Below are 23,799 nucleotides of genomic sequence, written 5' to 3'. Positions count from 1 at the left end.
AGTTCCGGGTTAGTCGCCGTCCCTTGAGTGCGTATCGTTTTCCACCGACTGCTCGTAGGTCACGCGGTGGCCCTCGTAGCCGCGGCGCTCGTAGAGCCGGCGAGCGGCCTCGTTCGACCAGAGCGCCTCTACCGCGAGCACGTCCGCGCCCTCCTCGCGCAAGTCGGCCTCCGCGTGGTCCAGCAGCGCGGAGCCGACGCCCTGGTTCCTGACCGCCGGCACGACGTAGAGGTTGTCCACGACGCCGCGGGTCGAGTCCGTCTCGTACATTCCCGTCTCGACGTGGTACATCACGAAGCCGACGGTGTGACCGCCCTCTCTTGCGACCGCACAGCCCTCCGCGTGGACGTACTGCGCGATGAGGTCGCGGGCGGCCTGCCGGTTCGCCTCCGCGTGCAGGTGCGAGCCGTGGTCGCGTTGCTCGCTCGCGAGGTCCACCCAGAGGTCCGCAACGACTGCGACGTCCGCCCCGGTCGCAGCCGTCACGTCCATCACCGCAACGCCTCCACTGCGGGCAGGGACTCGCCCGTGAGCAGGCGGAGCGCCGCGCCCCCACCAGTGCTCGTGTGTGAGAAGCCTGTGAGACCGAACTTCCGGATCGCCGCGGCGGTGTCGCCGCCGCCGACGATGCTGTACTCCGCGTTCGCCGCCGCGGCGAACACACCCCGCGTCCCATCGGCGAACGTCTCGTCCTCGAAGACGCCGGCTGGACCGTTCAGGACGGCGGTGCCCGCGTCGGCGAGCACGTCGGCGTACGCGTCGACGGTGTCGCTCCCGACGTCCATGACCGCCTCGTCGCGCCCCGGCGGCAGTTCCGAGACCGAGAGTTCGACGCGTTCGCCGTCTCTCTCGACCGCGACGTCGAGCGGGAGCTGGATGCGGTCGCCGTACTCCGCGAGCAGGTCCGCCGCGCGCTCGATCTCGGTCTCGTACCCCTGGTCGTGGATGAATTCGGTGCTCGCGCGGCCGACGTCGACGCCGTCCGCGGCGAGGAAGACGTTCGCGACGACGCCAGTGACCAGCACGCGCTCGGCGAGGCCGTTCGCGAGCGCGTGCTCCGCGACCGTCACCGAGTCCGGCACCTTCGCGCCGCCGACGACGTACACCCGGGGCGTCGGCGTCTCCTCGATGCGACCGAGCACGTCGAGTTCGCGCTCCATCACCCGTCCGGCGTACGCGGGCAACCGCTCCGGGAAGCCGACGAGCGAGGGCTGGGAGCGGTGGGCCGCGGCGAACGCGTCGTTTACGTAGGCGTCGAGCGCTGGCGCGAGTCCCTCCACGAGGTGGGTCTCAGCGGCGCGCTCGGGCTCGAACTCCATGTACTCCTCGCTGTAGAAGCGCGTGTTCTCCAGCACGACGACCTCGCCGGCGTCGAGGCCCTGGACTGCTTGCCGAGCGTCTGTGCAGAACGTGCCGTCGCAGTACGACACGTCGGCGTCGAGCAGTTCGCCGAGGCGCTCTGCGTGCGCTTCGAGGCGCGTGAAGTCCTCGCCACCGGGCCGGCCCTGGTGGGCGAGCACGGCGACCCGCGCCCCGCGTTCGACCAGTTCGTCCAGCGTGTCCACGTGGGCCCGTAGGCGGGCGTCGTCGGCGAGCGTGCCGTCCCCGGTCAGCGGGCTGTTGAAGTCGACCCGGACTCCGACCGCGGCGTCCGCCGCGGCGAGGTCGTCGAGGGTCCGTATCGCCATACGGTGGAATCGAGTCCACGCCCCTGCATAATCGTTACTGTCCGCGTCGTGACCAGACGCGGGTCGGGGCCGCCTATCATTCTCGTTTGCCGTCGTGAACCCGCCCGAAATGAGGATGGGTTTATTACCCTCTCCTGCCAGAGTTACCATGTGAATTGGAAACATGGGTGTAAGTGAGTCAGTGATACAGGGTCGACGGTTCGTCGTCGACCGGCCCGGCGTCGTGGTCGTCGCAGTGTTCACTGCAGTACTCATCGTGGACCTCGGCCTGAAACTGCTCGGCGTCGGCTTCAGCCTCTTCGGCGGCACGCTGCCGGTCGTCGAGGTCGGACTCCCCGTCCTCTACCTCGGCGGGGAACTCCCGGTCGGTCGCCTCGCTGGATTCGTCTGGAACGGCCTCGTCGTCGGCCTCGTCATCGGTCTGGCGAGCATCGGCCTCTCGCTGACGTACAGTATCCTCAACTTCGCGAACTTCGCGCACGGCGACTACCTCACCGCAGGCGCGTTCTCCGGGTGGGCGGTCGCGTACCTGATCGCCGGATTCGGCGCGATCGACGCTGTGAGCCTCGTGCTCCTCCGCGCACCGCCGGGAGACGTCGGCGCGAGCATCTGGACATCGCCGGTCGCCGTCGTGTTCGGTCTGCTCGCTTCCATCGCGGCCACCATCCTCGTCGCGCTCGCGCTCGACCGCGTCGTCTACCGGCCGATGCGCGACGCCGACGGCATCTCCCTGCTCATCGCGTCCATCGGCGTCGCGTTCGCGCTCCGGTATTTCATCGCGCTCGTGTTCGGGAACAGCCGCCGCATCGTCCCGTCGGGCGACAATCTGCCGTCGGTGGTGCTCGGCGGCGTCATCGTCGACCTCCACGAGGTGACACTCGTCGTGGTCGCCGTCGCGTTGATGCTCGGAATGCACGTGCTCCTCCAGGAGACCAGACTCGGGAAGGCGATGCGCGCGATGGCGGACAACCGCGACCTCGCGCGCATCTCGGGCATCCCCACCGAGCGCGTCGTGCGCTCTACGTGGATGCTCGGCGCGGGACTCACGGGCGCCGCCGGGTTCCTGCTCGTGTTGTCACAGGCCGGACTCGGGTTCACGACCGGCTGGCGGCTCCTGTTGCTCATCTTCGCGGCGGTCATCATGGGCGGCATCGGCTCCGTCTACGGGGCCATCGCTGGCGGCATCATCATCGGGCTCGCGAGCCGGGTGTCGATGGTGTGGCTCCAGGGCGACTTCGCCGCGTTCACCGACCCGGCGGCGTTCAGCCTGATGATACTCATCCTGCTGTTCCGGCCCTCGGGCATCTTCGGCGGGGTGGAGACCGCATGACGGAGACGCGTTCCTCCCCCGTCGACGTTCTCGAACGCGTCCTCACGAACGACGCCGTGAAGGTGACGCTACTGTTCGCCGCCGTCTGGGCCCTGTTCTGGGTGCTCGGCGACCAGCTCGGCTACCCGGTCAACGGCATCGTCGCGACGTTGCGCAGGGTGACGTTCCTCTCCGCCGTCTACGCCATCGCCGTGCTCGCGTTGAACCTCCACTGGGGGTACGCGGGGCTGTTCAACATCGGCGTCGCGGGCTTCATGGCGGTCGGCGCGTACACGATGGCGATGCTCTCGGCACCCGCCACCGGGTCGCCGTCCGGGTTCGGACTCCCCCTCCCGCTCGGCATCCTCGGTGGTGTCCTCGCCGCGACCCTCGTCGGACTCGTCGCGGCGCTCCCCGCGCTCCGGCTGAAGGCGGACTACCTCGCAATCGTCACGGTCGCCATATCCGAGATCATCCGCATCACGTACAACGCGCCCGCGTTCGCGAACATCACCGGCGGCGCGAGTGGCTTCGACAACCTCCCGCCCGACCCGGCCAGGCTGTTGTTGCTCCAACAGCCCGACAACCCGGTCTCGGAGCCGACCGCGATAGGGAACGTCGTGTTCTCCATCGCGAGTGACCTCGGCGTCTCACAACCAATCGCCGTCAACATCGTCTACACGCTCGGCGTCCTCGTCGCCCTGGTGCTCGTCTACTTCCTGCTCGAACGCACCGGCCGGTCGCCGTTCGGCCGCGTGCTGAAGGCCATCCGCGAGGACGAGGTGGCGGCCCAGTCCCTCGGGAAGGACACGCGGAACTTCAAGATTCGCGCGTTCGCGCTCGGCTGCGGGCTGATGGGGTTGGCGGGCATCCTCTGGTACGCGATGGGGCCGCGCTCGACGGTCTCACCCACGAACTTCCGGCCGCAGTTGACGTTCTACATCTTCATCGCGCTTATCATCGGCGGCGCAGGGTCGAACACGGGGAGCGTGCTCGGCGGCATCGTGTTCGCGGCGCTCCTGTTCGAGGCGCCCCCGCTGATATCGAGCATCCTCTCCCAATCCTTCCAGTTCTCGGCGAACCCCGCGAACCTCGTCGAGGCGCTGGTCCCTCTGGCCAGCGGTGACCTCGGTCCGTTCGCCGCGTTCCTGCTGTCGAACGTGGACACGCTCCGGTTCATCTTCATGGGGGTGTTGCTGGTCGTGCTGATACAGCGCCGGCCCGAAGGGTTGCTCGGCGACCGCACGGAGACCGCCGCCACCGTGCCGCTCACGGACGACACGCGGCCGGGGTCGGGGGCTGCCGCCGCGGACGGTGGCCGCTCCGGTGACTTCGGAACCGGGGGTGGTGACGGTGAGTGACGGCGACCGCAGTCCGGCCGACGTGAACGTCCCCGAGGACGCCCCGGAACCCGACGAAACCGCCGACCCGGAGAGCCGGGACTCGGCCGTCGAGCAGGGAGCCAAGAAGGTCCCGCAGGGCCTGCCGCTGCGCGTCCAGAACCTCGAAAAACGCTTCGGCGGCATCACCGCGGTCGACGGCGCCTCGTTCGCCGTCGAGGAGCGTTCGCTGACCGGACTCATCGGGCCGAACGGCGCCGGGAAGTCGACGACGTTCGACCTCGTGACGGGCGTGCAAACGCCCGACTCCGGGAAGGTGTACTTCCAGGGCGAGGAGATAACCGGCTCCCGCCCGCACGCCGTCTCCCAGCGCGGCCTCGTGCGCACGTTCCAGATCGCCCGCGAGTTCGAGGCGATGACCGTCCTCGAGAACGTGATGCTCGCCCCCGGCGGCCAATCAGGGGAATCCATCACGCGCTCGGTGCTGCCGGGCCTCCGGAGCCGAGTGGTCGAGGAGGAGCGGGCGCTCCGCGAGGACGCCTGGGAGATCCTGGAGTTCTTCGAGATCGACCACCTCGCCAGCGAGTACGCCGGCAACCTCTCGGGCGGACAGCGGAAACTCCTGGAGTTCGCGCGTGCGTTGATGACCGACCCAGAGGTGCTGTTACTCGACGAGACGTTCGCGGGTGTGAACCCGACGCTGGAGGCGAAGTTACTCGACCGAATCCACGAACTCCGCGAGCAGGAGGGGTTGACGTTCCTGCTCGTGGAACACGACATGGACCTCATCATGGAGAACTGCGACCACGTCATCGTCATGCACCAGGGGCGGGTCCTCGACGAGGGGCCGCCCGAACAGATCCGGAACAACGAGGACGTCATCGAGGCCTATCTCGGGGGTGAAGTGTGAGCCAACAGGCCTCCCGGGACGCGGCGCTCCCGGACGACGAAGCAGGCCTGCTCTCGGTCCGCGACCTCGACGCCGGCTACGACGACCTGCAGGTACTCGACGGCGTGGACCTCGACGTGCGCGACAGCGAGTACGTCACCATCGTCGGCCCGAACGGCGCCGGGAAGTCGACGGTGATGAAGTCCGTCTTCGGGTTGACCACGTACATGGGCGGGTCCATCGCGTTCGGTGACGCGGAGATACAGGGTCGCGCACCCGAGCACATCATCCACGAGGGCATCGGGTACGTCCCACAGACGGGCAACGTGTTCGCGGGCCTGACCGTGCGCGAGAACCTCGAGATGGGCGCGTACGTCCTCGACGGCGTCCCCGAGGACCGCCTCCGGCGGGTGTACGACCGGTTCCCCATCCTGGAGGAGCGCGAGGACCAGACCGCGGGGTCGATGAGCGGCGGCCAGCAACAGATGCTCGCGATGGGGCGGGCGCTGATGCTCGAACCCGACCTGCTGATGCTCGACGAGCCTTCGGCGGGCCTCGCGCCCGACCTCGTCGAGGACATGTTCGACCGCATCGACCGAATCAACGACGACGGCACGTCGGTGCTGATGGTCGAGCAGAACGCCAAGGAGGCGCTCCGGCGCTGTGACCGCGGCTACGTGCTCGTGCAGGGCCAGAACAGGTACATGGACGACGGCGACACGCTGCTCGCGGACGAGTCGGTCAGGCGGGAGTTCCTCGGCGGATGACCCGGCGTTGAGTTCGCGTCACTCGGTCGTTTAGTGCGGGTGTCGTCACCCGGTCGGCTGGCGCGGGACTCGTCACCCGGGCGTCTAGAGCGACTGTCAGAGGCTACGACTAGCGGCGAGGAACATCGCCATCACACCAGCGACGAACACCACTGCAACGACGAGGCCCGAACCCTCCAGAGACGCTACCGATTGCTGGGCTCGCTCACGTACTCAGTCGACCACGCCGTCAGCGCCGCGTAACTGGCGACCCGCCCTCGCCAGTTCGACTGCTCTCGGCGGTTCGATAGAAAAGGACGTCTGGGGTCCTACGCGCTGAACTGGATCTCGTCGAGGGTCTCGATGCCGCCGCCCTGCTGGAAGCCGAAGTGCTCGTAGGTCGCGGCTTTCAGGTCGCCGTTGTCGTCGAACGCGACCGCGCTGGACGCGCCGGAGTACTGGATCTCGGTCCCGCTCGCGGCCATCGAGAGGCCGTCCGCGAGCGTGCTCGGCGTGACCTCCTCGCCGCCCGGGTTGGCGACGGCCTGCATCTGCCCGGCGATGGCGTTGCCGGAGTTCTCGCCGGCGGCGGCGTTCGCGAGGAGACAGACCGCAGTGGCGTCGAAGGCCTGCGCGGTGAACACGCCGGGTTTGCTGCCGTACTCGTTCTGGAACTGTTCGTCGAAGTACTCCCGGCCCGGGCCCGCCGCGAGCGGCGCAGTGCCCGTGACGTTGTCGAGTGGGTTGCCGACGTCCGACGGAAGCGTCTGGGAGCGCAGGCCGTCGGTCACGAGGATGGGGATGTTCGAGTTGAAGTCACTGTAGAAGTCACTGAACAGTTGGATGCCGCTCTCCGGGTAGCCGATGACGATGATGGTGTCGGGGTCGCCCGAGAGCGCTTGCTGGATGCGCGAGGTGTACGACGACTGGGCCTTCTGGAACGACACCTGGTTGGTTATCGACCCGCCTCGCTCCTGGAACGCCGACACGAAACTCTCGGAGAGCAACTGGCCGTAGGAGTTGTTGACGTACATCGTCGCCGCCGTCGACGCGTCGTGTTCCTGGGTGGCGACTTGCGCGAGCACCTGGCCCTGGAGCGCGTCCGTCGGGCACGTCCGGAAGATGAGGCCGTTGTCCTGGAGGTCGGTGATGGCCGGCGACGTGCTTGCGGGCGAACAGCCGACCATGCCCGACGGGATGAAGACGTTCTTCGCGACCGCGATGGTCACTTCGGAGGACGCCGCACCGGTGACCGCGGGGTAGCCGCCGTTCCGGAGCGTCTGTGCGGCTGACTGTCCCGCGTTCGGGTTGGTCTGGGTGTCCTGGACGGAGAAGTCGAGTTCGAAGTCGGTCTGCCCCTCGAGGACGACCTGGGGAAGCACGGCAGCGTTCTTGATCGGGACGCCCAGGTCGGCGAGGCCGCCGGTCGTCGGCTGCAACACCCCCTGCTTGAGCGTCCGGGACGCGCTGGCGCCGCCGTCACCTGTCGTGCCGGTCGTCGTTCCACCGTTTGTCGTCGAATCTGTGGTCGTGCCGCCGCCGCCGCTGCTGCCGTCCGTACATCCGGCGATGGTGGCTACGCCGGCCGCGCCGATGCCGCGAATCACGTCACGCCGATTGAGTCTTGATGACATGGGCCAAGATTACTCTCGAACCGTATAAATGTATCCCGGTTAGTACACGATTCTCCGAAGTAATTGACGGGAAGCGGAGCAGACACGTGATTCCGTGTGCGTCCGCTCCGGTCGAGAGCCCGTCTCGCTCCGGGCGCTCCGGACGCCACCTGCTCTTCGTCTGTCGACGCCGAGGGTCCTCGCTGCGGCGTCGCCCGGGTCGGTCAGACCGACCGGCAGTCCGAGCAGAGCAACTGTCCGTTGACGTTAGCGAGCTCCCGAGCGAGACTGCCACACGCCTCGCAGATGCTCTGTGCGGAGTACTCGTCGGTTGCCGTGCCACCGCTGGCGTCGGCGGATGGCGGGGTGGCAGTTCCCCCTGGGCCCGCCTCCGCCGCTGGCCCGTCGCGCTGGGTCACCGCCGACGTGAGGTCGTGAGCCTCCACGACGCCGTGGATGCCGTCGTCGTCGGCGACCAGGACGCGACCGTCGCCCGTTCGCCCCATCAACTCTGCCGCCTCGGCGACTGACGCCGCCGGCGAGAGCGCGGGTGGCGTGTTCTCCATCGCGGCTTCGACGGGCGACGCAGTGGGGTCGCCACCGTCGACCAGCAGGTCGAGAACCGCCTCCGAGGTGACGACACCAACGGGTGTGTTCCCCCGGAGGACGACGGCGCTACTGGTGTCTTCGGTTCGCATCAGTTCGACGGCGTCGAGGAGTCCGTCCGACTCGCTGACGCCGACGTACTCGCGGGACATCACGTCCCTGAGCGCGAGACGGGTCATGTGGCAACGTACCACACACTCGGGCTAAAGCCTGTCCCCGAAACGCCTATCCCGGAAAATGGCGTACTACACGGGGTTGTCGTAGAGCCACTACGCCGGGTTGTCGTCGCAGACGAGTCTCGAGCAGACGGGGTGGCCCCAGCGGGCGGTGGCCGCAGGTCAGTGGAAAGCAACCGTGGACTCAGTCTCCTCGACTCGGCGGCCGAAACGCTGGATTCAACACCTCGCCGGCGCGTTTTACCACCGATGACCATCCCGTCGTTCGCTATCGGCATCGCCGGGGGGACGGGCGCGGGGAAGACGACGGTTGCTCACGAAGTCACGGACACCGTCGGCGACGCCGCCACCCTCGTTCCGCTCGACAACTACTACGAGGACCTCTCGCACATGGACTTCGAGGAGCGGGCGTCGGTGAACTACGACCACCCGTCGGCGTTCGAGTGGGAGTTGCTCCGCGACCACCTGAACGAACTGCTCTCCGGGCAGGCCGTCGAGATGCCCCAGTACGACTTCGAGGAACACCTCCGGAAGGACGAGCGCGTGACCGTCGAACCCACGGACGTCATCGTCCTCGAGGGTATCCTCGCGCTGTACGACGAGGCCGTCAACGAGATGCTCGACCTCCACATCTACGTGGAGACGGACGCCGACGTCCGCATCCTGCGCCGCATCGAGCGCGACGTCGTCGAGCGCGGCCGCGACCTGGAGGGCGTGATGGACCAGTACCTCTCGACGGTGAAACCGATGCACGAGCAGTTCATCGAACCCACGAAGTCCGACGCCGACATCATCATCCCGGAGGGCGCGAACTCCGTCGCCGTGAACCTCCTAGAGGAGAAAGTGCAGGCCGAGTCCTCCGAGATGGCGGCCTGGGTCGCCCGCGAGGACGACGAACCGCTCGAACGCTAGGAACAACAGCGCCGACGCCGTTCGCTACTCGCCCGGGTGGTACTCCCAGAGGTCCGCGCCCCGCATCGCGTCGCCGGTCGCCTTGTGGAACGCCACCTTCGTCTCGAACTCCTCCTCGGTGACGTGCTCGAAGATGTCCTCCACGGAGACCACTTTCCGGTGGTTGAGCCGCACCGGCCAGTCGCCGAACTCCGAGACGAACTCCGCCTTCCGGAGCGGGAAGTCCTCGTCTTCGTCGACCATCTTCGAGAGCACGGCCATGCCGTAGTTCCGGCCGCCCTCGCTGCCCTTCTCCCCGTCCGGGTCGTGAACCCAGTCCCGCCCCGAGCGGTCTTCCATCTCTGCCATACCCGAACGCTCCCGCGGCAGACCCAAAACGGTTTCTCATCGGTGCGCAGGCCCAACGCCACGTCCCCAGGGGAAACGTTTAATGCCACGAGGAAGCAGTCACGAGCGTAGTTGCACACGACCTTCAGGTCGACCACCCGCTGCTGACTCTCACTGCAGACGGTGTGGTTCGGCCGGCTCGCCGACTGTGGGCGACGCGACGCGTCTGACCGACCGGGTCGGAACCGCTGCGGCGTCACGCTGATCGGCACCAGGCTCGCGCCCCGCACCCAGCCGCGCGTGTCGCAGAACGCTGGGTACGGTGCGCGTCGCCCCGTTCGTCCACCGACGCGAGCCGCCGAACTCACACCAGTGTCACGCAATCTCCCGACTCGACCGCTGAATCGCCGACAGCTACTGCGCCAGCCGACATCGCCGCTACCGGCATCACCCTCACCGGCATCATCGCCACGTCGATGGCCGCCCACGCCCGCATCGACCAGGACCCCGGAACGAGGGTGGTCGGCGTGAGACGCGCGCCGTACGAACTCGCGCTCGACGCCCGCGTCGACCGCGGCCCGTCGACGTTCGCGTTCCGTACCGCGGACGGCGTCTGCTCGAAGCAGGCGTTCCGCGACGCCGAACTCCTGCTCGTCGACGCGCTCTGGACCGCGGACCCGAGTGACCTGCTCGTCGCCCAGGGGAACTACGGCGTCGTCGCCACCGTCCTGGCCAGCGTCGCGGACGCCGTCCAGACGACCGAATCGAGCGCCCGGGCAGCCGCGCTCTGCGAGCGGAACGCCGCGGCGAACGGCGCCGACGTGCCCGTCACGCTGGCTACGGACCCTGGCGCGCTCGACGCCACGTTCGACGCCGCCGCGTACGCACCGAAGCCGTACACGCCCCTCCAGGTAGGGAACCAGCGCATTGCGCACGCGCTCGACCGACTCCGGCCCGGCAGCCGACTCTACGTTGCCGCCATGCGGAACGCGGGGGCGTCCCGGTACGCGTCCACGCTGGAGCACCTCGCAGGCAGTGTCGATACGCTCGACGAGCGCAACGGCTGCCAGTTGCTCGCTGCGACCCGTCCGGAGCAGTTCGCCCCGGCCGAACTAGCCGGTGACCGCGAACTCACCCCCACCGTCGACGGCGTGTCGCTCTCGCTGGTCACGGCGCCGGGCGTGTTCGCCGCGTCCGCACTCGACCACGGCACTCGACTCCTGCTGGAGACGGCGCGAGTCGAGGACGGCGAGCGCGTCCTCGACCTCTGCTGTGGCTACGGCGCCGCCGGCGCGTACGCCGCGCGCGCCGCCGACTGCGAGGTCTGGCTGACCGACGACGACCGCGTCGCCACCGAGTGCGCGGAGCGAAGCCTCGCCGCGAGCGGCGTCGACGGCACCGTCGTCACCGCTGACTGCCTCGCCGGCGTCCGCGACCAGACGTTCGACACTATCCTCTCGAATCCGCCGACGCACGCCGGTGACGACGTGCTCCAGGAACTGCTCGACGGCGCCAGCGACGTGCTCGCCCCGGGCGGCGACTGCTGGCTCGTCCACCATCGCGACCTCGACCTCAGACCGAAACTCGGCGCGTTCGAGGCGGTCGAGCGCGTTGCTGACGGAGACGAACACGTCGTACTCCACGCGACCTGACCACCGAATCTCTCACCTGAACCCCCAACAATCCTCCTAAGACAAGCATCAGCGCGCGAAGCGCGCTGTTCCCCGCGCAAACGAAGTGAGCGCGGGCCGACGAACCCCCAAAGGGGGGTGAGGAGTGCTTTTTAGCGTAGCTTTTTGCCAGGTCGCGCCCCCGGCGCGCGACCTGGCAAAAAGGTACTACGGTGAGGCTGGGATTCGAACCGGAGCAAGACATTCCTGCTCGTTCGCTGCGCTCACTTCGCGGGCTGTGACTTGCAGGGTTCGAATCCCGCTCACACGCGACCCTCGAACGGTGACGCGCAGACGGAGCTGCGCGTCACGGTTCTCAGTACTACGGTGAGGCTGGGATTCGAACCCAGGAGGCTGACGCCACCGGTTTTCAAGACCGGCGCATTAGGCCGCTCTGCCACCTCACCGCGCGTGAGAACGTGAGACGGCGGGACGGTTGAAAGTATCGTTTGCCGGGGCGGATGTGGTGTGGCTGTCGGTCACCGGGGTGATCCGAGCAGTCGGTTGTCCGGCCACTCTCGACGTTCGGTACTACCGGCACTGTTCCCGTACAGCGCAATCTACAAACCGGTCGGTCCTCGATATACGGACATGAGCGACGAGCCTCGCGTAGAAATCTACACGAAGACAGACTGTCCGTACTGCGAGAAGGCCAAGGACCTCTTCGACGCGAAAGGCGTCGATTACGTGACGTACAACGTGACGGGTGACGAGGAGCGTTTCGAGGAGATGACAGAGCGCGCCGATGGTCGGGAGACCGCGCCAGAGGTGTTCGTCGACGACGAACTCGTGGGTGGGTGGGACGACACCCACGAACTCGACCAGTCCGGGGAACTCGACGAGATGCTGGGGCTGGCGGCCGACGGCGGCGACCAGGACGACGTCGAGGAGCACCGCCGTCTCGTCATTGCGGGGACGGGTATCGCGGCGCTCACCGCGGGCATCTACGCGGCGCGGTCGAACAACGAGCCGCTGCTGCTGGAGGGCGACGAGCCGGGCGGCCAGCTCACGCTCACCACGGAAGTAGAGAACTACCCGGGGTTCCCGGAGGGCATCTCGGGGCCAGATCTCATCAACGAGATGAAGGCCCAGGCCGAGCGCTTCGGCGCGGACCTGGAGCACGGCGTCGTGGAGTCAGTCGACGACTCGGTGCGGCCGTTCCGCGTGGAGTTGTCGGACGGCACCGCGTACACGGCGGACGCGGTCATCGCGGCGTCCGGTGCGAGCGCGCGCACGCTCGGCATCCCGGGCGAGGACGAACTGATGGGGTACGGCGTCTCCACGTGTGCGACCTGCGACGGCGCGTTCTTCAAGGGCGAGGACATGGTCGTCGTGGGCGGCGGCGACGCGGCGGCCGAGGAGGCCGACTTCCTGACGAAGTTCGCGGACACCGTCTACCTCGTCCACCGTCGTGACGAACTGCGCGCCGAGGACTACTGGGAGGAACGACTCCAGAAGAACGTCGAGAACGGGGATATCGAGGTGCTGTGGAACACGGAGGCCGTGGAGATCCACGGGTCGGCGGACGGCGGCGTCGACAAGGTCTCGCTGGTCAGCCACCCCGAAGGTCATCCGACCGCGAAACTCGACGGTGAGGAGACCGAGCAGTTGTCCCTCGACGTCGGCGCGTTCTTCGTGGCCATCGGCCACACGCCGAACACGGAGTACCTCGAGGACACGGACGTCGAACTCGACGACGAAGGGTACGTCCAGACCCGCGGCGGCGTGGGCGGCGACCAGACGGCGACGGACGTCGACGGCATCTTCGCGGGCGGCGACGTGGTGGACTTCCACTACCAGCAGGCCGTCACCGCCGCTGGAATGGGCTGTAAGGCGGCGCTGGACGCCGACGAGTACCTCGAACGCGCGGCGGACGTGTCCGCGGAGGAGGGCGGCGAGGCGGCGCCGGCGGACGACTGAGACCGTTCTCGCTCGGAGTTCGTAACCACACACCTTTTGCGGGCGCGCTCCTCGGTAGCGACATGAACGACGCGACGTTCACCATCGAGGACGCAGACGGCAACACCGACGAACTCACACTCCCCGCCGAACTGGTCGAGGTGTTCTCCGAGGAAGACGACGAATCCGACGCGCAGGTCGTCGGAGACATCTCCCTGATGGCGTTCACCCAGCGCGCGCACATGCTCGTCGCGCACGGCGAGGAGGAACCGAGCAAGGAACTCGAGGAGATCGAGGCGGCGACGATGGAACGATTCGAGGAGCGCTTCGGGATGACGTTCGGTGAGGCGACCGGCCACCAGCACTGAACCGGGCGGTTTCTTTGTTTCTCCAGCTGTTCGCGCTACGAGCAGTCGTACCGCAACAGGACGCCGTCGTCGATGCGTTCGACGTCGCGCAGGTCGAGGTCCGGAAACTCCTCGACGAAGCCGTCGCCGTCCGCGAGTGTGGGGGCGTCGCGCCCGCCGATGACCGTCGGTCCGACGTAGACGGAGAGTTCGTCGACGAGGCCGTCCGCGAACAGCGAGAAGATGAGTTCGCCGCCGCCTTCGACCATGAGCCGGTCGACGCCCCGGGATTCGAGTTGCGAGAGCGCGTCGTCGAGCGCGACGCGGTTCTCGCCTGCGACGAGCACGGTCGCGCCGGCGTCCGCGAGCGTTTCGACGTGACTCTGGGGTTCCTCGGCGGCGACGAACACGAACGTCTCCGCGGTGTCGTCGAGAATCGAGGCGTTTGGGGGCGTGCGCGCGTGGGAGTCCGCGACGACGCGCGCTGGGTGGGGTGCTTCGCCGCACTCCTCTCTAGCGGCGACCCGTTCAGGGTCGTCGAGGGTCAACGATGGGTCGTCCGCGAGGACGGTGCCGACGCCGACCATCACCGCGTCGACGTCCGCGCGCAGCGCGTCCACGCGGTCGAAGTCGTCGTCGCCGCTGATGGCGACCTGCTCGCGCCGGTACGTGGAGAGCTTTCCGTCGGCGCTCATCGCGGCGTTCACGACGACGTGCATGCCCGAAGGTAGGCGAGGGAAGCGGGAAACCGGTTTCGCTGTTAGCGGGGTATTCCACCCGCGCGCGGGAATGTTTTTAAGCCAGCACGCCGGAGTCCAGAACGTATGAGTCTCGACGACCACGCCGAGGAGCTCGCCTCCGACCTCGGTGTAGACAAAGCGGAGGTCAAAGAAGACCTGCAGAATCTCGTTGAGTACAGCGTGCCCGTAGAGGAGGCCAAACAGAGCCTCCGGCGGAAGCACGGCGGTGGCTCGAGTGGCGGGTCGGGCGGACCGACGTCGGCGTCCATCGGCGACATCGACACGGACACCGGGAACGTCACCGTCACTGTGACGGTGCTGACCGCGGGCAAGCGCTCGATCCGCTACCAGGGCGACGACCATGTCATCTTCGAGGGCGAACTTGCCGACGAGACCGGGAAGATATCGTACACGGCGTGGGAGGACTTCAGCCTGAACCCCGGCGACACTGTGACCATCGGAAACGCGAGCGTCCGCGAGTGGGAGGGCCACCCGGAGCTGAACTTCGGGGAGTCCTCCACCGTGGAGGCCGCGGCCGAACCCCTCGACGTGTCCGAGGAGGTCGGCGGCGACCGCTCGCTCTCGGAACTCGCGCCGGGCGATCGCGGCCGGAACGTCGAGGTGCAGGTCACCGAGGTGGAGACCCGCACCATCGACGGCCGCGACGGCGAGACCGAGATTCTGAGCGGCGTGCTCGGCGACGACTCCGCGCGCCTCCCGTTCACGGATTGGGACCCGCACGCGGAACTCGAAGCCGGCGCGTCCGTGCGCTTAGAGGACGTCCACGTCCGGGAGTTCCGCGGCGTCCCGTCCGTCAACGTCTCGGAGTTCACGACCGTGCGGCCCCTCGACCGCGACGTCGAGGTCGGCGGGCCGACGCGACTCACGGTGCGTGAAGCCGTCGGGCGCGGCGGCGCGTACGACGTGGAACTGCTCGGGAACGTCATCGAAGTACGGGATGGCTCCGGGCTCATCCAGCGCTGCCCGGAGTGCGGGCGCGTCGTCCAGAAGGGCCAGTGTCGGCAGCACGGCGACGTCGAGGCCGAGGACGACCTGCGCGTGAAGGCCATTCTCGACGACGGCACAGACACCGTGACCGCGGTCCTCGACCGCGAGTTGACCGAGATGGTGTACGGCGGTGACATCGAGGACGCGCGCCAGCAGGCCCGCGACGCCATGGACCAGGAGGTCGTCGCCGACACCATCGCGGAGAATCTCGAAGGCCGCGAGTACCGCGTTCGCGGTCACCTCTCAGTCGACGAGTACGGCGCGAACCTCGAGACCATCGAGTTCGACGCTGTGGACGACGACCCCGCCGAGCGTGCGCAGGCCTTCCTTCAGGAGGTGGACGCATGAGTTCGAACGGCGACGAGGAGATCAACCGACGTGAGGTCGCCTACCGTCTGTTCGCCGCGGAGTTCGACGACGCCGACTACTCGTACGCCGAGTCCGACGAGGAGCGCGCGCCGAACTACGTGGTGACGCCGACCGGCGCGCGCGTCAACCGCGTGTTCGTCGTGGGCGTCCTGACCGAGGTCGAACCCGTGAACGACAACGTGGTGCGCGCGCGCATCGTCGACCCGACGGGCGCGTTCGTCGTGTACGCCGGCCAGTACCAGCCGGAAGCCCTCGCCTCTCTGGAGGCCGCGGAGACGCCGTCGTTCGTGGCGGTCACCGGGAAGGCGCGCACGTTCGAACCGGACGACGCGGACGTCGTCTACACGTCCATTCGCCCGGAGCGCGTCAGCGAGGTGGACGCCGAGACGCGCGACCGCTGGGTGGTCACGACCGCCGACCAGACGGTCGACCGCGTGGCGACGATGGCGGCCGCCCACGAGCGCGTGGAGCGAGGCGACGAGTTGCGTCGCGTACTCGAGGCCGCTGGCGTCCAGGGTGGTCTCGCTGCGGGCATCCCACTCGCGCTCGATCACTACGATACGTCGCCCGCGTATCTCGCGGGCGTCCGCGACCTCGCACTCGACGCCGCCCGCGTCGTCGCCGGCGACCTCGACGAGGTCGAGGGGCTGTCGATCGCGCCGGACGAGGGCGGTGACACACCCCTCGACTTCGCCGACACCATCGACGTGGACGCGGAAGTCGGAACAGACGAGGAGACCGACGAATCTGGCTCTGAAACCGGTGAAGCGACCGACGAACCGGTGACCAGCGATACGGCTGCCGAAGCCGAGACCGACGAGACGGCGGCCGAGAGCGCCGAACCGACGGACGCCGAGGCGGCCACCGACCAGGCGGAGTCCGAGATTGCCGAGTCCGCCGAGGCCCCCGACGTGGCGGACGACGAGGACGGAGCCGCGTCAGCGGAGACGGAGGCCGCTTCTGGGGAGGCCGAAGCCGAACAGTCCGACGGCGAGATGTACGAACTCTCCGAGGAGGAACGCGAGGAAGTAGAGGAGAACTTCGACGTCGGCTTCTCCTCCGGGTCGGACATCCCCGACGCCGGTGAGGCCGACATCGAAGCACCGGAACCAGACGAACCCGCTACCGGATCGACGGAGGCAGCGGACGCCGACACCAAGGACGACGCGGCCTCCGAACTCGGGACGGAGGCGACAGACGCCGAAACCGACTCGACCGACGTCGAGGGCGGCGACGCCGACAGCGACGAACTCGGCGACTTCGACGACGGCGAGGACCTCCCGGACGCGGAGGGCGACGTCGAGGACGTCGACACGTCCGAGGAGTTCACCGAGGAGGAGTACGACGACGCGCAGTCCGAGATGGACGACGACGAGGCGGGCTCGATGGAACGCGACCTCGAGGACGCCGTCGTCGACCTGATGGCGGAACTCGACGACGGCGACGGGGCGCCACGCGACGAAGTGATTACGGCAGCCACCGAGGAGTACGACGCCGACGAGGGCGAGATCGAGGACGCCATCCAGTCCGCGCTCATGGGCGGGCGCTGCTACGAGTCCGGCGACGACCACCTGAAGGCCATCTGAGCGGATGGCGCTGGTCGAACCGATTCCCGGCGAACCCGCCGCACTCGCAGACACTGGGGGCCCGGCGGGTTCGGGTGAAACAGCGCTCGTCGTCGCAGACTACCACGCGGGCATCGAACGTTCGCTCCGCCGCGAGGGCGTCGAGGTGCAGAGTCGAGGCCCGCAGCGCCGCGAGCACCTGCTCCGTCTCGTCGACCAGACGGGCGCCGACCGCGTCGTCTTCCTCGGCGACCTCGGGCACGCCATCGGTACGCCCGAGGACCCGGAAGCCGAGGAACTGGCGGACCTCTTCGACGCGCTCCCGGTGCCGATGACGCTCGTGCGCGGCAACCACGACGGCGGCCTTGCGGAGGAATTCGACGTCCCAGTCACGCCGCCGGGCGGCACCCGAATCGGCGACGTCGGCTTTGCCCACGGCCACACGTGGCCGAGTCGTGAGGTGCTCGCGGCGGACACCGTCTGCGTCGGCCACGAGCACGTGAGCGTGCGCCTCGAGGACGACGTCGGCGGTGCGCGTGTCGAACGCGCGTGGCTGCGCGGCCCGCTGGACGCCGCGCCGTTCTCCGAATACTACGGCGAGGAGGTCGAGACGAACGCGGACCTCGTCGTCTTCCCGGCGTTCAACGACCTTTCGGGCGGCACGTGGGTGAACGTCGACGGACAGGGCTTTCTCGCGCCGTTCCTCCCGGAGGCGTGTCCGGACGCAGAGATCTATCTGATGGACGGCACGCGACTAGGGCGATTTTCGAGTGTGTGAACCGTCTAGTGTCTCTGCAGGAACGCCAGTGCCCGAACGACTACGATAGGTTTCCAGACCTCGAAAGCCCCCGCGTTCTCGGCTCCCGCGACTCGCTTCGCGCGCTCCCATTGGTCGCGTGCTTACTTCGTCGGGGTTCACCGAGAACGCGGCCCCTTTCAGTCCCACCCGATACCGGTTGACCAGCCGGCAGGAGGTGGGACTGAGCGGGCGCTTGCGCCCGCGACGGTTGGAAGACGAGCGCAGCGAATCTTCCAGGACTTTCGAGGTGTTGAGGGCCACTGTTCGAGTCGATCCCGGAGCGGGGGCTTTCGAGGGACGAAGAACAGTTTGGTCGTCGCTCCCACTTCGACTGTAACAGGTTCTCACCCCCTCCAACGACCTTATTCGGGTCGCGCCCCTACCACGTTTCGAATGAGTGAGTCGCGGGGGATGGACGCGTTCTCGCACCTCGGGCCGGTGGTTCGCGAGGCGCTCTCCGAGCGCGGATTCAGTACGCCGACGGAGCCACAGCGCCGGGCAATCCCACCGCTCGCGGAGGGCCGGAACGGCCTCGTCGTGGCGCCCACCGGGACGGGGAAAACCGAGACGGCGATGCTCCCCGTGTTGAATTCGATAGCCGAGGAGGGCGCGCCCGACGGGTTCGCAGCGCTGTACATCACGCCGCTTCGCGCGCTGAACCGGGATATGCGCGAGCGCCTGGACTGGTGGGGGGAGACGCTCGGCATCGACGTGGACGTGCGCCACGGCGACACGACGGACTACCAGCGCCAGAAGCAGGCCAACGACCCGCCGGACGTGCTGGTGACGACGCCGGAGACGCTGCAGGCGATGCTCACGGGCGAGAAGTTGCGGGACGGCCTCGCGGACGTGCGCCACGTGGTCATCGACGAGGTACACGAGTTGGCGGGCGCGAAGCGCGGCGCACAGCTTTCCATCGGGCTGGAGCGACTCGTCGAGTTGGCGGGGAACTTCCAGCGCATCGGGCTGTCGGCGACTATCGGCGACCCGAGCGAGGTCGCGGCGTTCCTGACCGGGAACCGGGGCTGTGAGGTCGTCGAGGTCGACGTGGCGTCGAAAGTCGAGTTCTCGGTGCGCGAACCGGAGGTGACGCGGGCCGACGAGCGCATGGGCAACGAACTGATGACGAGCCCCGGGATGGCGAGCCACGTGCGCGCAATCCGCGAGATCGTCGAGGAGCACGACTCCGTGCTCGCGTTCGTGAACACCCGGCAGACCGCGGAAGCGCTGGGGTCGCGGTTCAAGGAACTGGACGCGAACATCGGCGTCCACCACGGCAGCCTCTCGAAGGAGGCCCGCATCGACGTGGAGGAGGAGTTCAAGGCCGGCGAATTGGATGGCTTGCTCTGCACTTCGTCGATGGAGCTCGGCATCGACGTGGGGCGCATCGACCACGTCGTCCAGTACCAGAGCCCTCGGGAGGTCGCTCGCCTCCTCCAGCGCGTCGGGCGCGCGGGCCACCGCCGGGACGAGGTGAGCGAGGGCACCATCATCACCGGCCACCCCGACGACACGTTCGAGGCGCTCGCCATCGCGCGCCGGGCGGCCGAGGGCGACGTGGAGGTCACGCAGATCCACCACGGCAGCCTCGACACGGTGGCGAACCAGATTGTGGGCATCGCGATGGATTTCGGAGAGACGTCCGCGCGCCACGCCTATCAGATTGTCACGCGGGCGTACCCGTTCAGCGACCTCGACGAGGAGACGTTCCGCGAAGTGGCGATGGAACTCCACCACAACCGCGTCGTCTACGTGGACGACGACGAGGACACCATCTCGAAGTCCGGCGGGACGTGGCAGTACTACTACGCGAACCTCTCGATGATCCCCGACGAGGAGACCTACGGCGTCTACGACATGGCGGCGGGACGGCAGGTCGGGACGCTGGACGAGCGGTTCGTCGTGAACTTCGCCGAGCCGGGTGCGACGTTCGTGCAGCGCGGCGAGATGTGGCGCGTCGCGGAGGTCGACGAGGAGGAAGAACGCGTGAACGTCTCGCCCATCGAGGACCCCGCCGGTGAAGTTCCCTCCTGGGTCGGCCAGGAGATTCCGGTGCCCTTCGACGTCGCCCAGGAGGTCGGCGAGATTCGCGGTGTCGCTGGCTCGCAGTTCGAAGCAGGCGGAACCCGAGACGGAGTCGCCCGCGAGTTCACGGCGCGCTACCCGACCGACGACTACACTGCGGGAGAGGCCGTCGAACAGGTCGAGCGACAGGTCGACGCGGAGACGCCGGTGCCCACCGACGACCGAATCGTCGTCGAGCAGCAGGGTGGCACCATCGTCCTGAACGCCGCCCACGGCCACGAAGCCAACGAGACTATCGGCCGCCTGGTGTCGGCGCTGCTCGGCCAGCGGACCGGCTCCTCGGTGGGCCTGGACGTCGGTCCGTACCGGGTCGAACTAGAGGTGCCGACGCGCGTGAGCGCGAACGACGTGGTCGACCTGCTCCACGACACCGACCCCGCGCACGTCGAGTCGCTGCTGGAACTCAGCCTGAAGCGCTCGGACACGCTGAAGTTCACGCTCGCACAGGTCGCCGCCAAGTTCGGCGCGCTCAAACGCTGGAAGGGACGAGACGGCGTCGGTCTCTCTCGCCTCCTCGGCGCGCTGGAGGACACGCCGGTCTACGACGAAGCGATGCGGGAGGTGTTCCACACGGACCTCGACGTCGAGCGCGCGAGCGCCGTCCTTCGGGACATCCAGTCCGGCGACCTCGACGTGGAGATAATCGGGGAGCACACGCCCATCGGCGTCGACGGACGCTCGTCCGGACAAGAACTCCTCACACCGGAGAACGCCGACGCGAGCGTCGTGCAGGCCATCAGGGAGCGCATCCAGGACGACCGCGTGAAGCTGTTCTGTACGCACTGTCAGGACTGGGAGCACACGACGAAGGTCCGGCGCGTGACAGACCAGCCCGAATGCCCGCGTTGTGAGTCGACGCGCATCGCCGCGCTCTCGCCGTGGGCCGACGACGCCGTGAAGGCGGTGCGCGCGAACGACCGCGACGACGAACAGAAGTCCCGAACCGAGCGCGTGTTCCGGAACGCGAGCATCGTGCAGAGCCACGGCAAGCGCGCGGTCATCGCGCTCGTGGCCCGCGGCGTCGGGCCGCAGAACGCCGCGCGCGTCATCAACCGCCACCGCGAGGACGAGGCCGACTTCTACCGGGACATCCTCGAACGGGAGCGCGAGTACGCCCGAACGAAGGCGTTCTGGTGACGCCGGGTCGACGACGCTCGTCCGTCGGTTCTGCTGCGCGGCGCGCTTATCCCATTGGAAATACAATACAAACGCATGTCCTCGGATCGCCGACGCCGGAAGCTACTCGACGACCGAACTGAACGCTCCAAGGACGTCCCCGTGGACGTCATCGAACGCAGCGACGAGTACGTCGTCGTCGCGGAACTCCCCGGGTACCGCAAACAGGACATCGACGTGACCGTGAAGAAATCCCGCGTCGAACTCGTCGCGGACCCCGACGAGGACGGGCCGACCGCGGGCAGGCCGTCTGTTCGCCGAATCGTCCAACTGCCCGAATGGGTGCGCGAGAAGCGAGCACGTGCGACCTACGAGAAGGGCGTGCTCCGCGTGCGCCTCCCGAAGCGCACCAAGCACCCGCACAACGTGGACATCGAGTAGCGTCGCCGCGTCGTCCGCACTGTCGAGTCTGGCTATCGGTTCGACAACAAGTCCGAGACTGCGGCGTCGAAGTCCTCGGCAGCGACCGCCACGTCACCGGCGCGACGCTGAGCATCCTCGCCGTGTGCGTCCACCGTTCGTCGAATCGCCCGCATCGACGCCGCGCGCACGACCGCAGCAAGTTCCGCGCCCGTGAACCCGTCGAGGTCCACAGCGAGTCCGTCGAGGTCGACGTCGTCGGCGAGGGGCGTGTCGCGGGCGTGTATCGCGAGGATTTTCGCGCGCGCCTCGCGGTCGGGCGCGGGCACCTCGACGTGAGTTTCGAGGCGTCCGGGCCGCAGCAGCGCGGGGTCGAGGGCGTCCCGGCGGTTCGTCGCGGCGAGCACTACCACCTGGGGGTTGTCCGCGACGCCGTCGAGTTCCGTGAGCAGTTGGCTGACGACGCGCTCGGTCACCTCGTGGCCGCCGTCGCCGCGGGCGGCCGCGACGGCGTCGATCTCGTCGAAGAACACGAGAGCGGGTGCGGCCTGCCGGGCGCGCTCGAACACCTCGCGGACAGCGCGCTCTGACTCGCCGACGTACTGGTCGAGCAACTCGGGGCCGGCCACCCGGATGACGTTCACGCCGCTCTCAGCGCCGGCGGCGCGCGCGAGCATCGTCTTCCCCGTGCCCGGCGGCCCGTACAGCAACACGCCGGTCGGCGGGTCGGTGTCGGTGGCGTCGAACAGCGACGGGTAGCGAAGCGGCCACTCGACGGCCTCGCTGAGCGCCTGCTTCGCGTCGTCGAGGCCGCCGACGTCCTCGTAGGTGACGTCCGGTTGCTCGGCGACGACCTCACGCATCGCCGACGGTTCGACGCCGGAGAGCGCGCGCTCGAAGTCCGCCGCGGTCACGGTGTCGACAGCGTCGTTCTCGCGCTCGCGGCGGATGGCCGCCATCGCGGCCTCCGTGGCGAGCGCGCGCAGGTCCGCGCCGACGAAGCCGTGCGTTCTGGCGGCCAGCGCGTCCAGGTCCACGTCGTCGGCGAGGGGCATTCCACGCGCGTGGATGTCCAGAATCTCGCGGCGGCCCGCCTCGTCCGGCACGCCGATCTCGACCTCGCGGTCGAACCGGCCGGGCCGGCGGAGCGCGGGGTCGAGGTCGTTCGGGCGGTTCGTCGCCGCGATGACGACCACCTCGCCGCGCGCTTCCAGGCCGTCCATGAGGCTGAGGAGTTGGGCGACGACGCGGCGCTCGGTGTCGCCGGTGTCCTCGCGCTTCGCGGCGATGGCGTCGATCTCGTCGAAGAACACGACCGCGGGCGCGTTCTCCGCGGCGTCCTCGAATATCTCGCGGAGTTGCTCCTCGGACTCGCCCTTGTATTTTCGCACGATTTCAGGCCCGGAGACGTGCTGGAAGTGGGCGTCAGCCTCGTTGGCGACGGCGCGCGCGATGAGCGTCTTCCCGGTCCCCGGCGGCCCGTGCATCAACACGCCCTTCGGCGGTTCGATGCCGAGGCGACGGAACCGCCCGGGGTCCGCGAGCGGGAGTTCGACGAGCTCGCGGACGGACGCGAGTTCGTCGCCGAGTCCACCGACGTCCTCGTAGGTGACGCCGACGCCGCCAGCCGAGTCGTCCGGCTCGACGGCCGACTCGGCCACCTCCACGTCGGTGCTCTCGTCCACGACGACGGTGCCCTCCGGCGCGGTGTCCGTGACGCGGAACTCCCCGGCGTCGCCGAGCGAGTCCACCTTCACGCGCTCGTCCGCGCTCACAGGGCGGTCGAGGAGCGAACGGCGGACAGCGTCGGCCGTCGAGCCATCGTCCTGGGCGTGCGCGGCGAACGGCGCAACCACGATGCGCGTGGCCGTCCCCGCGTCCGCCGGCGTCACGTGAACGGTGTCCCCGACCCGGACGCCGGCGTTCGCGCGCGTCTCGCCGTCTGCACGGAGTTCGTCGCTCGCCACGTCGTCGGCCGCCGGCCACACCTTCGCCACGGTCGACTCCTCACCCGCCACGCGCACCGTATCCCCGCTCAGCACGCCGAGTTCGCGGCGCGCGTCCGCCGGCAGGCGGACCACGCCCCGGCCGGCGTCCCGCGGCGCGGCCTCTCGAACGGTCGCGGCGACCTCTCGCTCTGTCATCGTCGGCGGTACGGGCTGCCGACGCATTACG

20 protein-coding genes and 1 tRNA gene are annotated in these 23,799 nt (G+C 68.4%); 13 read left to right on the top strand and 8 right to left on the bottom strand.

The window, feature by feature from the left end:
- Positions 1-9: 9 nt before the first annotated feature.
- Both LT970_RS07525 and LT970_RS07520 read right to left on the bottom strand, forming a co-directional pair.
- Complete coding sequence (locus LT970_RS07525) at positions 10-492, bottom strand: GNAT family N-acetyltransferase (RefSeq protein ID WP_232685843.1); 483 nt, start codon at positions 490-492, stop codon at positions 10-12.
- Positions 492-1,688, bottom strand: a complete 1,197-nt coding sequence (locus LT970_RS07520; protein ID WP_232685842.1) for a phosphoglycerate kinase — start codon at positions 1,686-1,688, stop codon at positions 492-494. Before LT970_RS07520 ends, LT970_RS07525 begins: the two co-directional genes overlap by 1 nt.
- A 163-nt stretch (positions 1,689-1,851) precedes the next feature.
- Between LT970_RS07520 and LT970_RS07515 the strand changes: the two genes are divergently transcribed.
- The 4 genes from LT970_RS07515 to LT970_RS07500 are packed head-to-tail and all read left to right on the top strand — an operon-like array spanning position 1,852 to position 5,993.
- Entirely contained in the window at positions 1,852-3,018 is a 1,167-nt protein-coding gene (locus LT970_RS07515) for a branched-chain amino acid ABC transporter permease (protein ID WP_232685841.1), read from the top strand.
- On the top strand, positions 3,015-4,358 hold the full coding sequence (locus LT970_RS07510) for a branched-chain amino acid ABC transporter permease (RefSeq protein WP_232685840.1): 1,344 nt from the start codon (positions 3,015-3,017) through the stop codon (positions 4,356-4,358). Before LT970_RS07515 ends, LT970_RS07510 begins: the two co-directional genes overlap by 4 nt.
- 22 nt (positions 4,359-4,380) lie before the next feature.
- Entirely contained in the window at positions 4,381-5,247 is an 867-nt protein-coding gene (locus tag LT970_RS07505; protein ID WP_232688690.1) for an ABC transporter ATP-binding protein, read from the top strand.
- A complete protein-coding gene (locus LT970_RS07500; protein WP_232685838.1) occupies positions 5,244-5,993 on the top strand; it encodes an ABC transporter ATP-binding protein in 750 nt (249 codons plus the stop codon). Before LT970_RS07505 ends, LT970_RS07500 begins: the two co-directional genes overlap by 4 nt.
- Before the next feature lie 308 nt (positions 5,994-6,301).
- Here the strand turns inward: LT970_RS07500 and LT970_RS07495 are convergent, their stop codons facing one another.
- Together LT970_RS07495 and LT970_RS07490 are read right to left on the bottom strand one after the other, a co-directional pair.
- On the bottom strand, positions 6,302-7,606 hold the full coding sequence (locus tag LT970_RS07495) for an ABC transporter substrate-binding protein (protein ID WP_232685837.1): 1,305 nt from the start codon (positions 7,604-7,606) through the stop codon (positions 6,302-6,304).
- A 203-nt stretch (positions 7,607-7,809) separates the two neighbouring features.
- Positions 7,810-8,370 (bottom strand): CBS domain-containing protein, encoded by a 561-nt coding sequence (locus LT970_RS07490; protein ID WP_232685836.1) that lies wholly within the window; start codon positions 8,368-8,370, stop codon positions 7,810-7,812.
- Between the two features lie 246 nt (positions 8,371-8,616).
- Between LT970_RS07490 and udk the strand changes: the two genes are divergently transcribed.
- Positions 8,617-9,279 carry a uridine kinase gene (gene udk / locus LT970_RS07485; protein WP_232685835.1) on the top strand — a complete coding sequence of 221 codons (663 nt, stop codon included), beginning with the start codon at positions 8,617-8,619 and terminating at the stop codon, positions 9,277-9,279.
- Positions 9,280-9,303: 24 nt separating this feature from the next.
- On the opposite strand, the gene LT970_RS07480 is transcribed toward udk, so the two are convergent.
- A complete protein-coding gene (locus tag LT970_RS07480) occupies positions 9,304-9,627 on the bottom strand; it encodes a DUF5785 family protein (RefSeq protein ID WP_232685834.1) in 324 nt (107 codons plus the stop codon).
- Positions 9,628-10,082: 455 nt separating this feature from the next.
- Here LT970_RS07480 and LT970_RS07475 point away from each other — a divergent pair, with 455 nt between their 5' ends.
- Positions 10,083-11,258: a methyltransferase gene (locus LT970_RS07475; RefSeq protein ID WP_232685833.1), complete on the top strand. Its 1,176-nt coding sequence runs from the start codon at positions 10,083-10,085 to the stop codon at positions 11,256-11,258.
- Between the two features lie 343 nt (positions 11,259-11,601).
- On the opposite strand, the gene LT970_RS07470 is transcribed toward LT970_RS07475, so the two are convergent.
- Positions 11,602-11,683 (bottom strand) — tRNA-Ser (locus LT970_RS07470).
- A gap of 184 nt (positions 11,684-11,867) precedes the next feature.
- On the opposite strand from LT970_RS07470, the gene grxC reads away from it, so the two are divergent.
- A complete protein-coding gene (grxC, locus tag LT970_RS07465) occupies positions 11,868-13,196 on the top strand; it encodes a glutaredoxin 3 (RefSeq protein WP_232685832.1) in 1,329 nt (442 codons plus the stop codon).
- Positions 13,197-13,258: 62 nt separating this feature from the next.
- The gene (locus LT970_RS07460) at positions 13,259-13,543 is read left to right on the top strand and encodes a DUF7545 family protein (protein WP_232685831.1); all 285 of its coding nucleotides are present in this window, start codon (positions 13,259-13,261) and stop codon (positions 13,541-13,543) included.
- 35 nt (positions 13,544-13,578) lie between these two features.
- Here the strand turns inward: LT970_RS07460 and LT970_RS07455 are convergent, their stop codons facing one another.
- Positions 13,579-14,241 (bottom strand): 2,5-diamino-6-(ribosylamino)-4(3H)-pyrimidinone 5'-phosphate reductase, encoded by a 663-nt coding sequence (locus LT970_RS07455; RefSeq protein ID WP_232685830.1) that lies wholly within the window; start codon positions 14,239-14,241, stop codon positions 13,579-13,581.
- Positions 14,242-14,346: 105 nt separating this feature from the next.
- Between LT970_RS07455 and LT970_RS07450 the strand changes: the two genes are divergently transcribed.
- The 5 genes from LT970_RS07450 (at position 14,347) to LT970_RS07430 (ending at position 21,645) form a co-directional block, all read left to right on the top strand.
- Positions 14,347-15,618 (top strand): Single-stranded DNA binding protein, encoded by a 1,272-nt coding sequence (locus tag LT970_RS07450; protein ID WP_232685829.1) that lies wholly within the window; start codon positions 14,347-14,349, stop codon positions 15,616-15,618.
- Positions 15,615-17,225 carry a hypothetical protein gene (locus LT970_RS07445; RefSeq protein ID WP_232685828.1) on the top strand — a complete coding sequence of 537 codons (1,611 nt, stop codon included), beginning with the start codon at positions 15,615-15,617 and terminating at the stop codon, positions 17,223-17,225. Before LT970_RS07450 ends, LT970_RS07445 begins: the two co-directional genes overlap by 4 nt.
- A 4-nt stretch (positions 17,226-17,229) precedes the next feature.
- On the top strand, positions 17,230-17,982 hold the full coding sequence (locus LT970_RS07440; protein ID WP_232685827.1) for a metallophosphoesterase: 753 nt from the start codon (positions 17,230-17,232) through the stop codon (positions 17,980-17,982).
- Positions 17,983-18,396: 414 nt separating this feature from the next.
- A complete protein-coding gene (locus tag LT970_RS07435; protein ID WP_232685825.1) occupies positions 18,397-21,225 on the top strand; it encodes a DEAD/DEAH box helicase in 2,829 nt (942 codons plus the stop codon).
- A gap of 75 nt (positions 21,226-21,300) precedes the next feature.
- Positions 21,301-21,645: an Hsp20/alpha crystallin family protein gene (locus LT970_RS07430; protein WP_232685823.1), complete on the top strand. Its 345-nt coding sequence runs from the start codon at positions 21,301-21,303 to the stop codon at positions 21,643-21,645.
- Between the two features lie 32 nt (positions 21,646-21,677).
- On the opposite strand, the gene LT970_RS07425 is transcribed toward LT970_RS07430, so the two are convergent.
- Positions 21,678-23,768, bottom strand: a complete 2,091-nt coding sequence (locus tag LT970_RS07425) for a CDC48 family AAA ATPase (protein ID WP_232685821.1) — start codon at positions 23,766-23,768, stop codon at positions 21,678-21,680.
- Between the last annotated feature and the right edge of the window lie 31 nt (positions 23,769-23,799).

This window comes from Halobacterium zhouii, assembly GCF_021249405.1.
Classification (GTDB): domain Archaea; phylum Halobacteriota; class Halobacteria; order Halobacteriales; family Halobacteriaceae; genus Halobacterium; species Halobacterium zhouii.
This window is presented reverse-complemented; position numbering and strand designations above follow the sequence as displayed.

Excerpts from the sequence above, each read along its gene's own strand:
- LT970_RS07450 (WP_232685829.1), top strand. The coding sequence starts at position 14,347 with ATGAGTCTCGACGACCACGCCGAGGAGCTCGCCTCCGACCTCGGTGTA.
- LT970_RS07460 (WP_232685831.1), top strand. The coding sequence starts at position 13,259 with ATGAACGACGCGACGTTCACCATCGAGGACGCAGACGGCAACACCGAC.
- LT970_RS07430 (WP_232685823.1), top strand. The coding sequence starts at position 21,301 with ATGTCCTCGGATCGCCGACGCCGGAAGCTACTCGACGACCGAACTGAA.
- LT970_RS07515 (WP_232685841.1), top strand. The coding sequence starts at position 1,852 with ATGGGTGTAAGTGAGTCAGTGATACAGGGTCGACGGTTCGTCGTCGAC.
- LT970_RS07490 (WP_232685836.1), bottom strand. The coding sequence starts at position 8,370 with ATGACCCGTCTCGCGCTCAGGGACGTGATGTCCCGCGAGTACGTCGGC.
- LT970_RS07510 (WP_232685840.1), top strand. The coding sequence starts at position 3,015 with ATGACGGAGACGCGTTCCTCCCCCGTCGACGTTCTCGAACGCGTCCTC.
- LT970_RS07520 (WP_232685842.1), bottom strand. The coding sequence starts at position 1,688 with ATGGCGATACGGACCCTCGACGACCTCGCCGCGGCGGACGCCGCGGTC.
- LT970_RS07445 (WP_232685828.1), top strand. The coding sequence starts at position 15,615 with ATGAGTTCGAACGGCGACGAGGAGATCAACCGACGTGAGGTCGCCTAC.
- LT970_RS07425 (WP_232685821.1), bottom strand. The coding sequence starts at position 23,768 with ATGACAGAGCGAGAGGTCGCCGCGACCGTTCGAGAGGCCGCGCCGCGG.
- LT970_RS07525 (WP_232685843.1), bottom strand. The coding sequence starts at position 492 with ATGGACGTGACGGCTGCGACCGGGGCGGACGTCGCAGTCGTTGCGGAC.
- LT970_RS07440 (WP_232685827.1), top strand. The coding sequence starts at position 17,230 with ATGGCGCTGGTCGAACCGATTCCCGGCGAACCCGCCGCACTCGCAGAC.
- LT970_RS07435 (WP_232685825.1), top strand. The coding sequence starts at position 18,397 with ATGAGTGAGTCGCGGGGGATGGACGCGTTCTCGCACCTCGGGCCGGTG.
- LT970_RS07495 (WP_232685837.1), bottom strand. The coding sequence starts at position 7,606 with ATGTCATCAAGACTCAATCGGCGTGACGTGATTCGCGGCATCGGCGCG.
- udk (WP_232685835.1), top strand. The coding sequence starts at position 8,617 with ATGACCATCCCGTCGTTCGCTATCGGCATCGCCGGGGGGACGGGCGCG.
- LT970_RS07480 (WP_232685834.1), bottom strand. The coding sequence starts at position 9,627 with ATGGCAGAGATGGAAGACCGCTCGGGGCGGGACTGGGTTCACGACCCG.
- LT970_RS07475 (WP_232685833.1), top strand. The coding sequence starts at position 10,083 with ATGGCCGCCCACGCCCGCATCGACCAGGACCCCGGAACGAGGGTGGTC.
- grxC (WP_232685832.1), top strand. The coding sequence starts at position 11,868 with ATGAGCGACGAGCCTCGCGTAGAAATCTACACGAAGACAGACTGTCCG.
- LT970_RS07455 (WP_232685830.1), bottom strand. The coding sequence starts at position 14,241 with ATGCACGTCGTCGTGAACGCCGCGATGAGCGCCGACGGAAAGCTCTCC.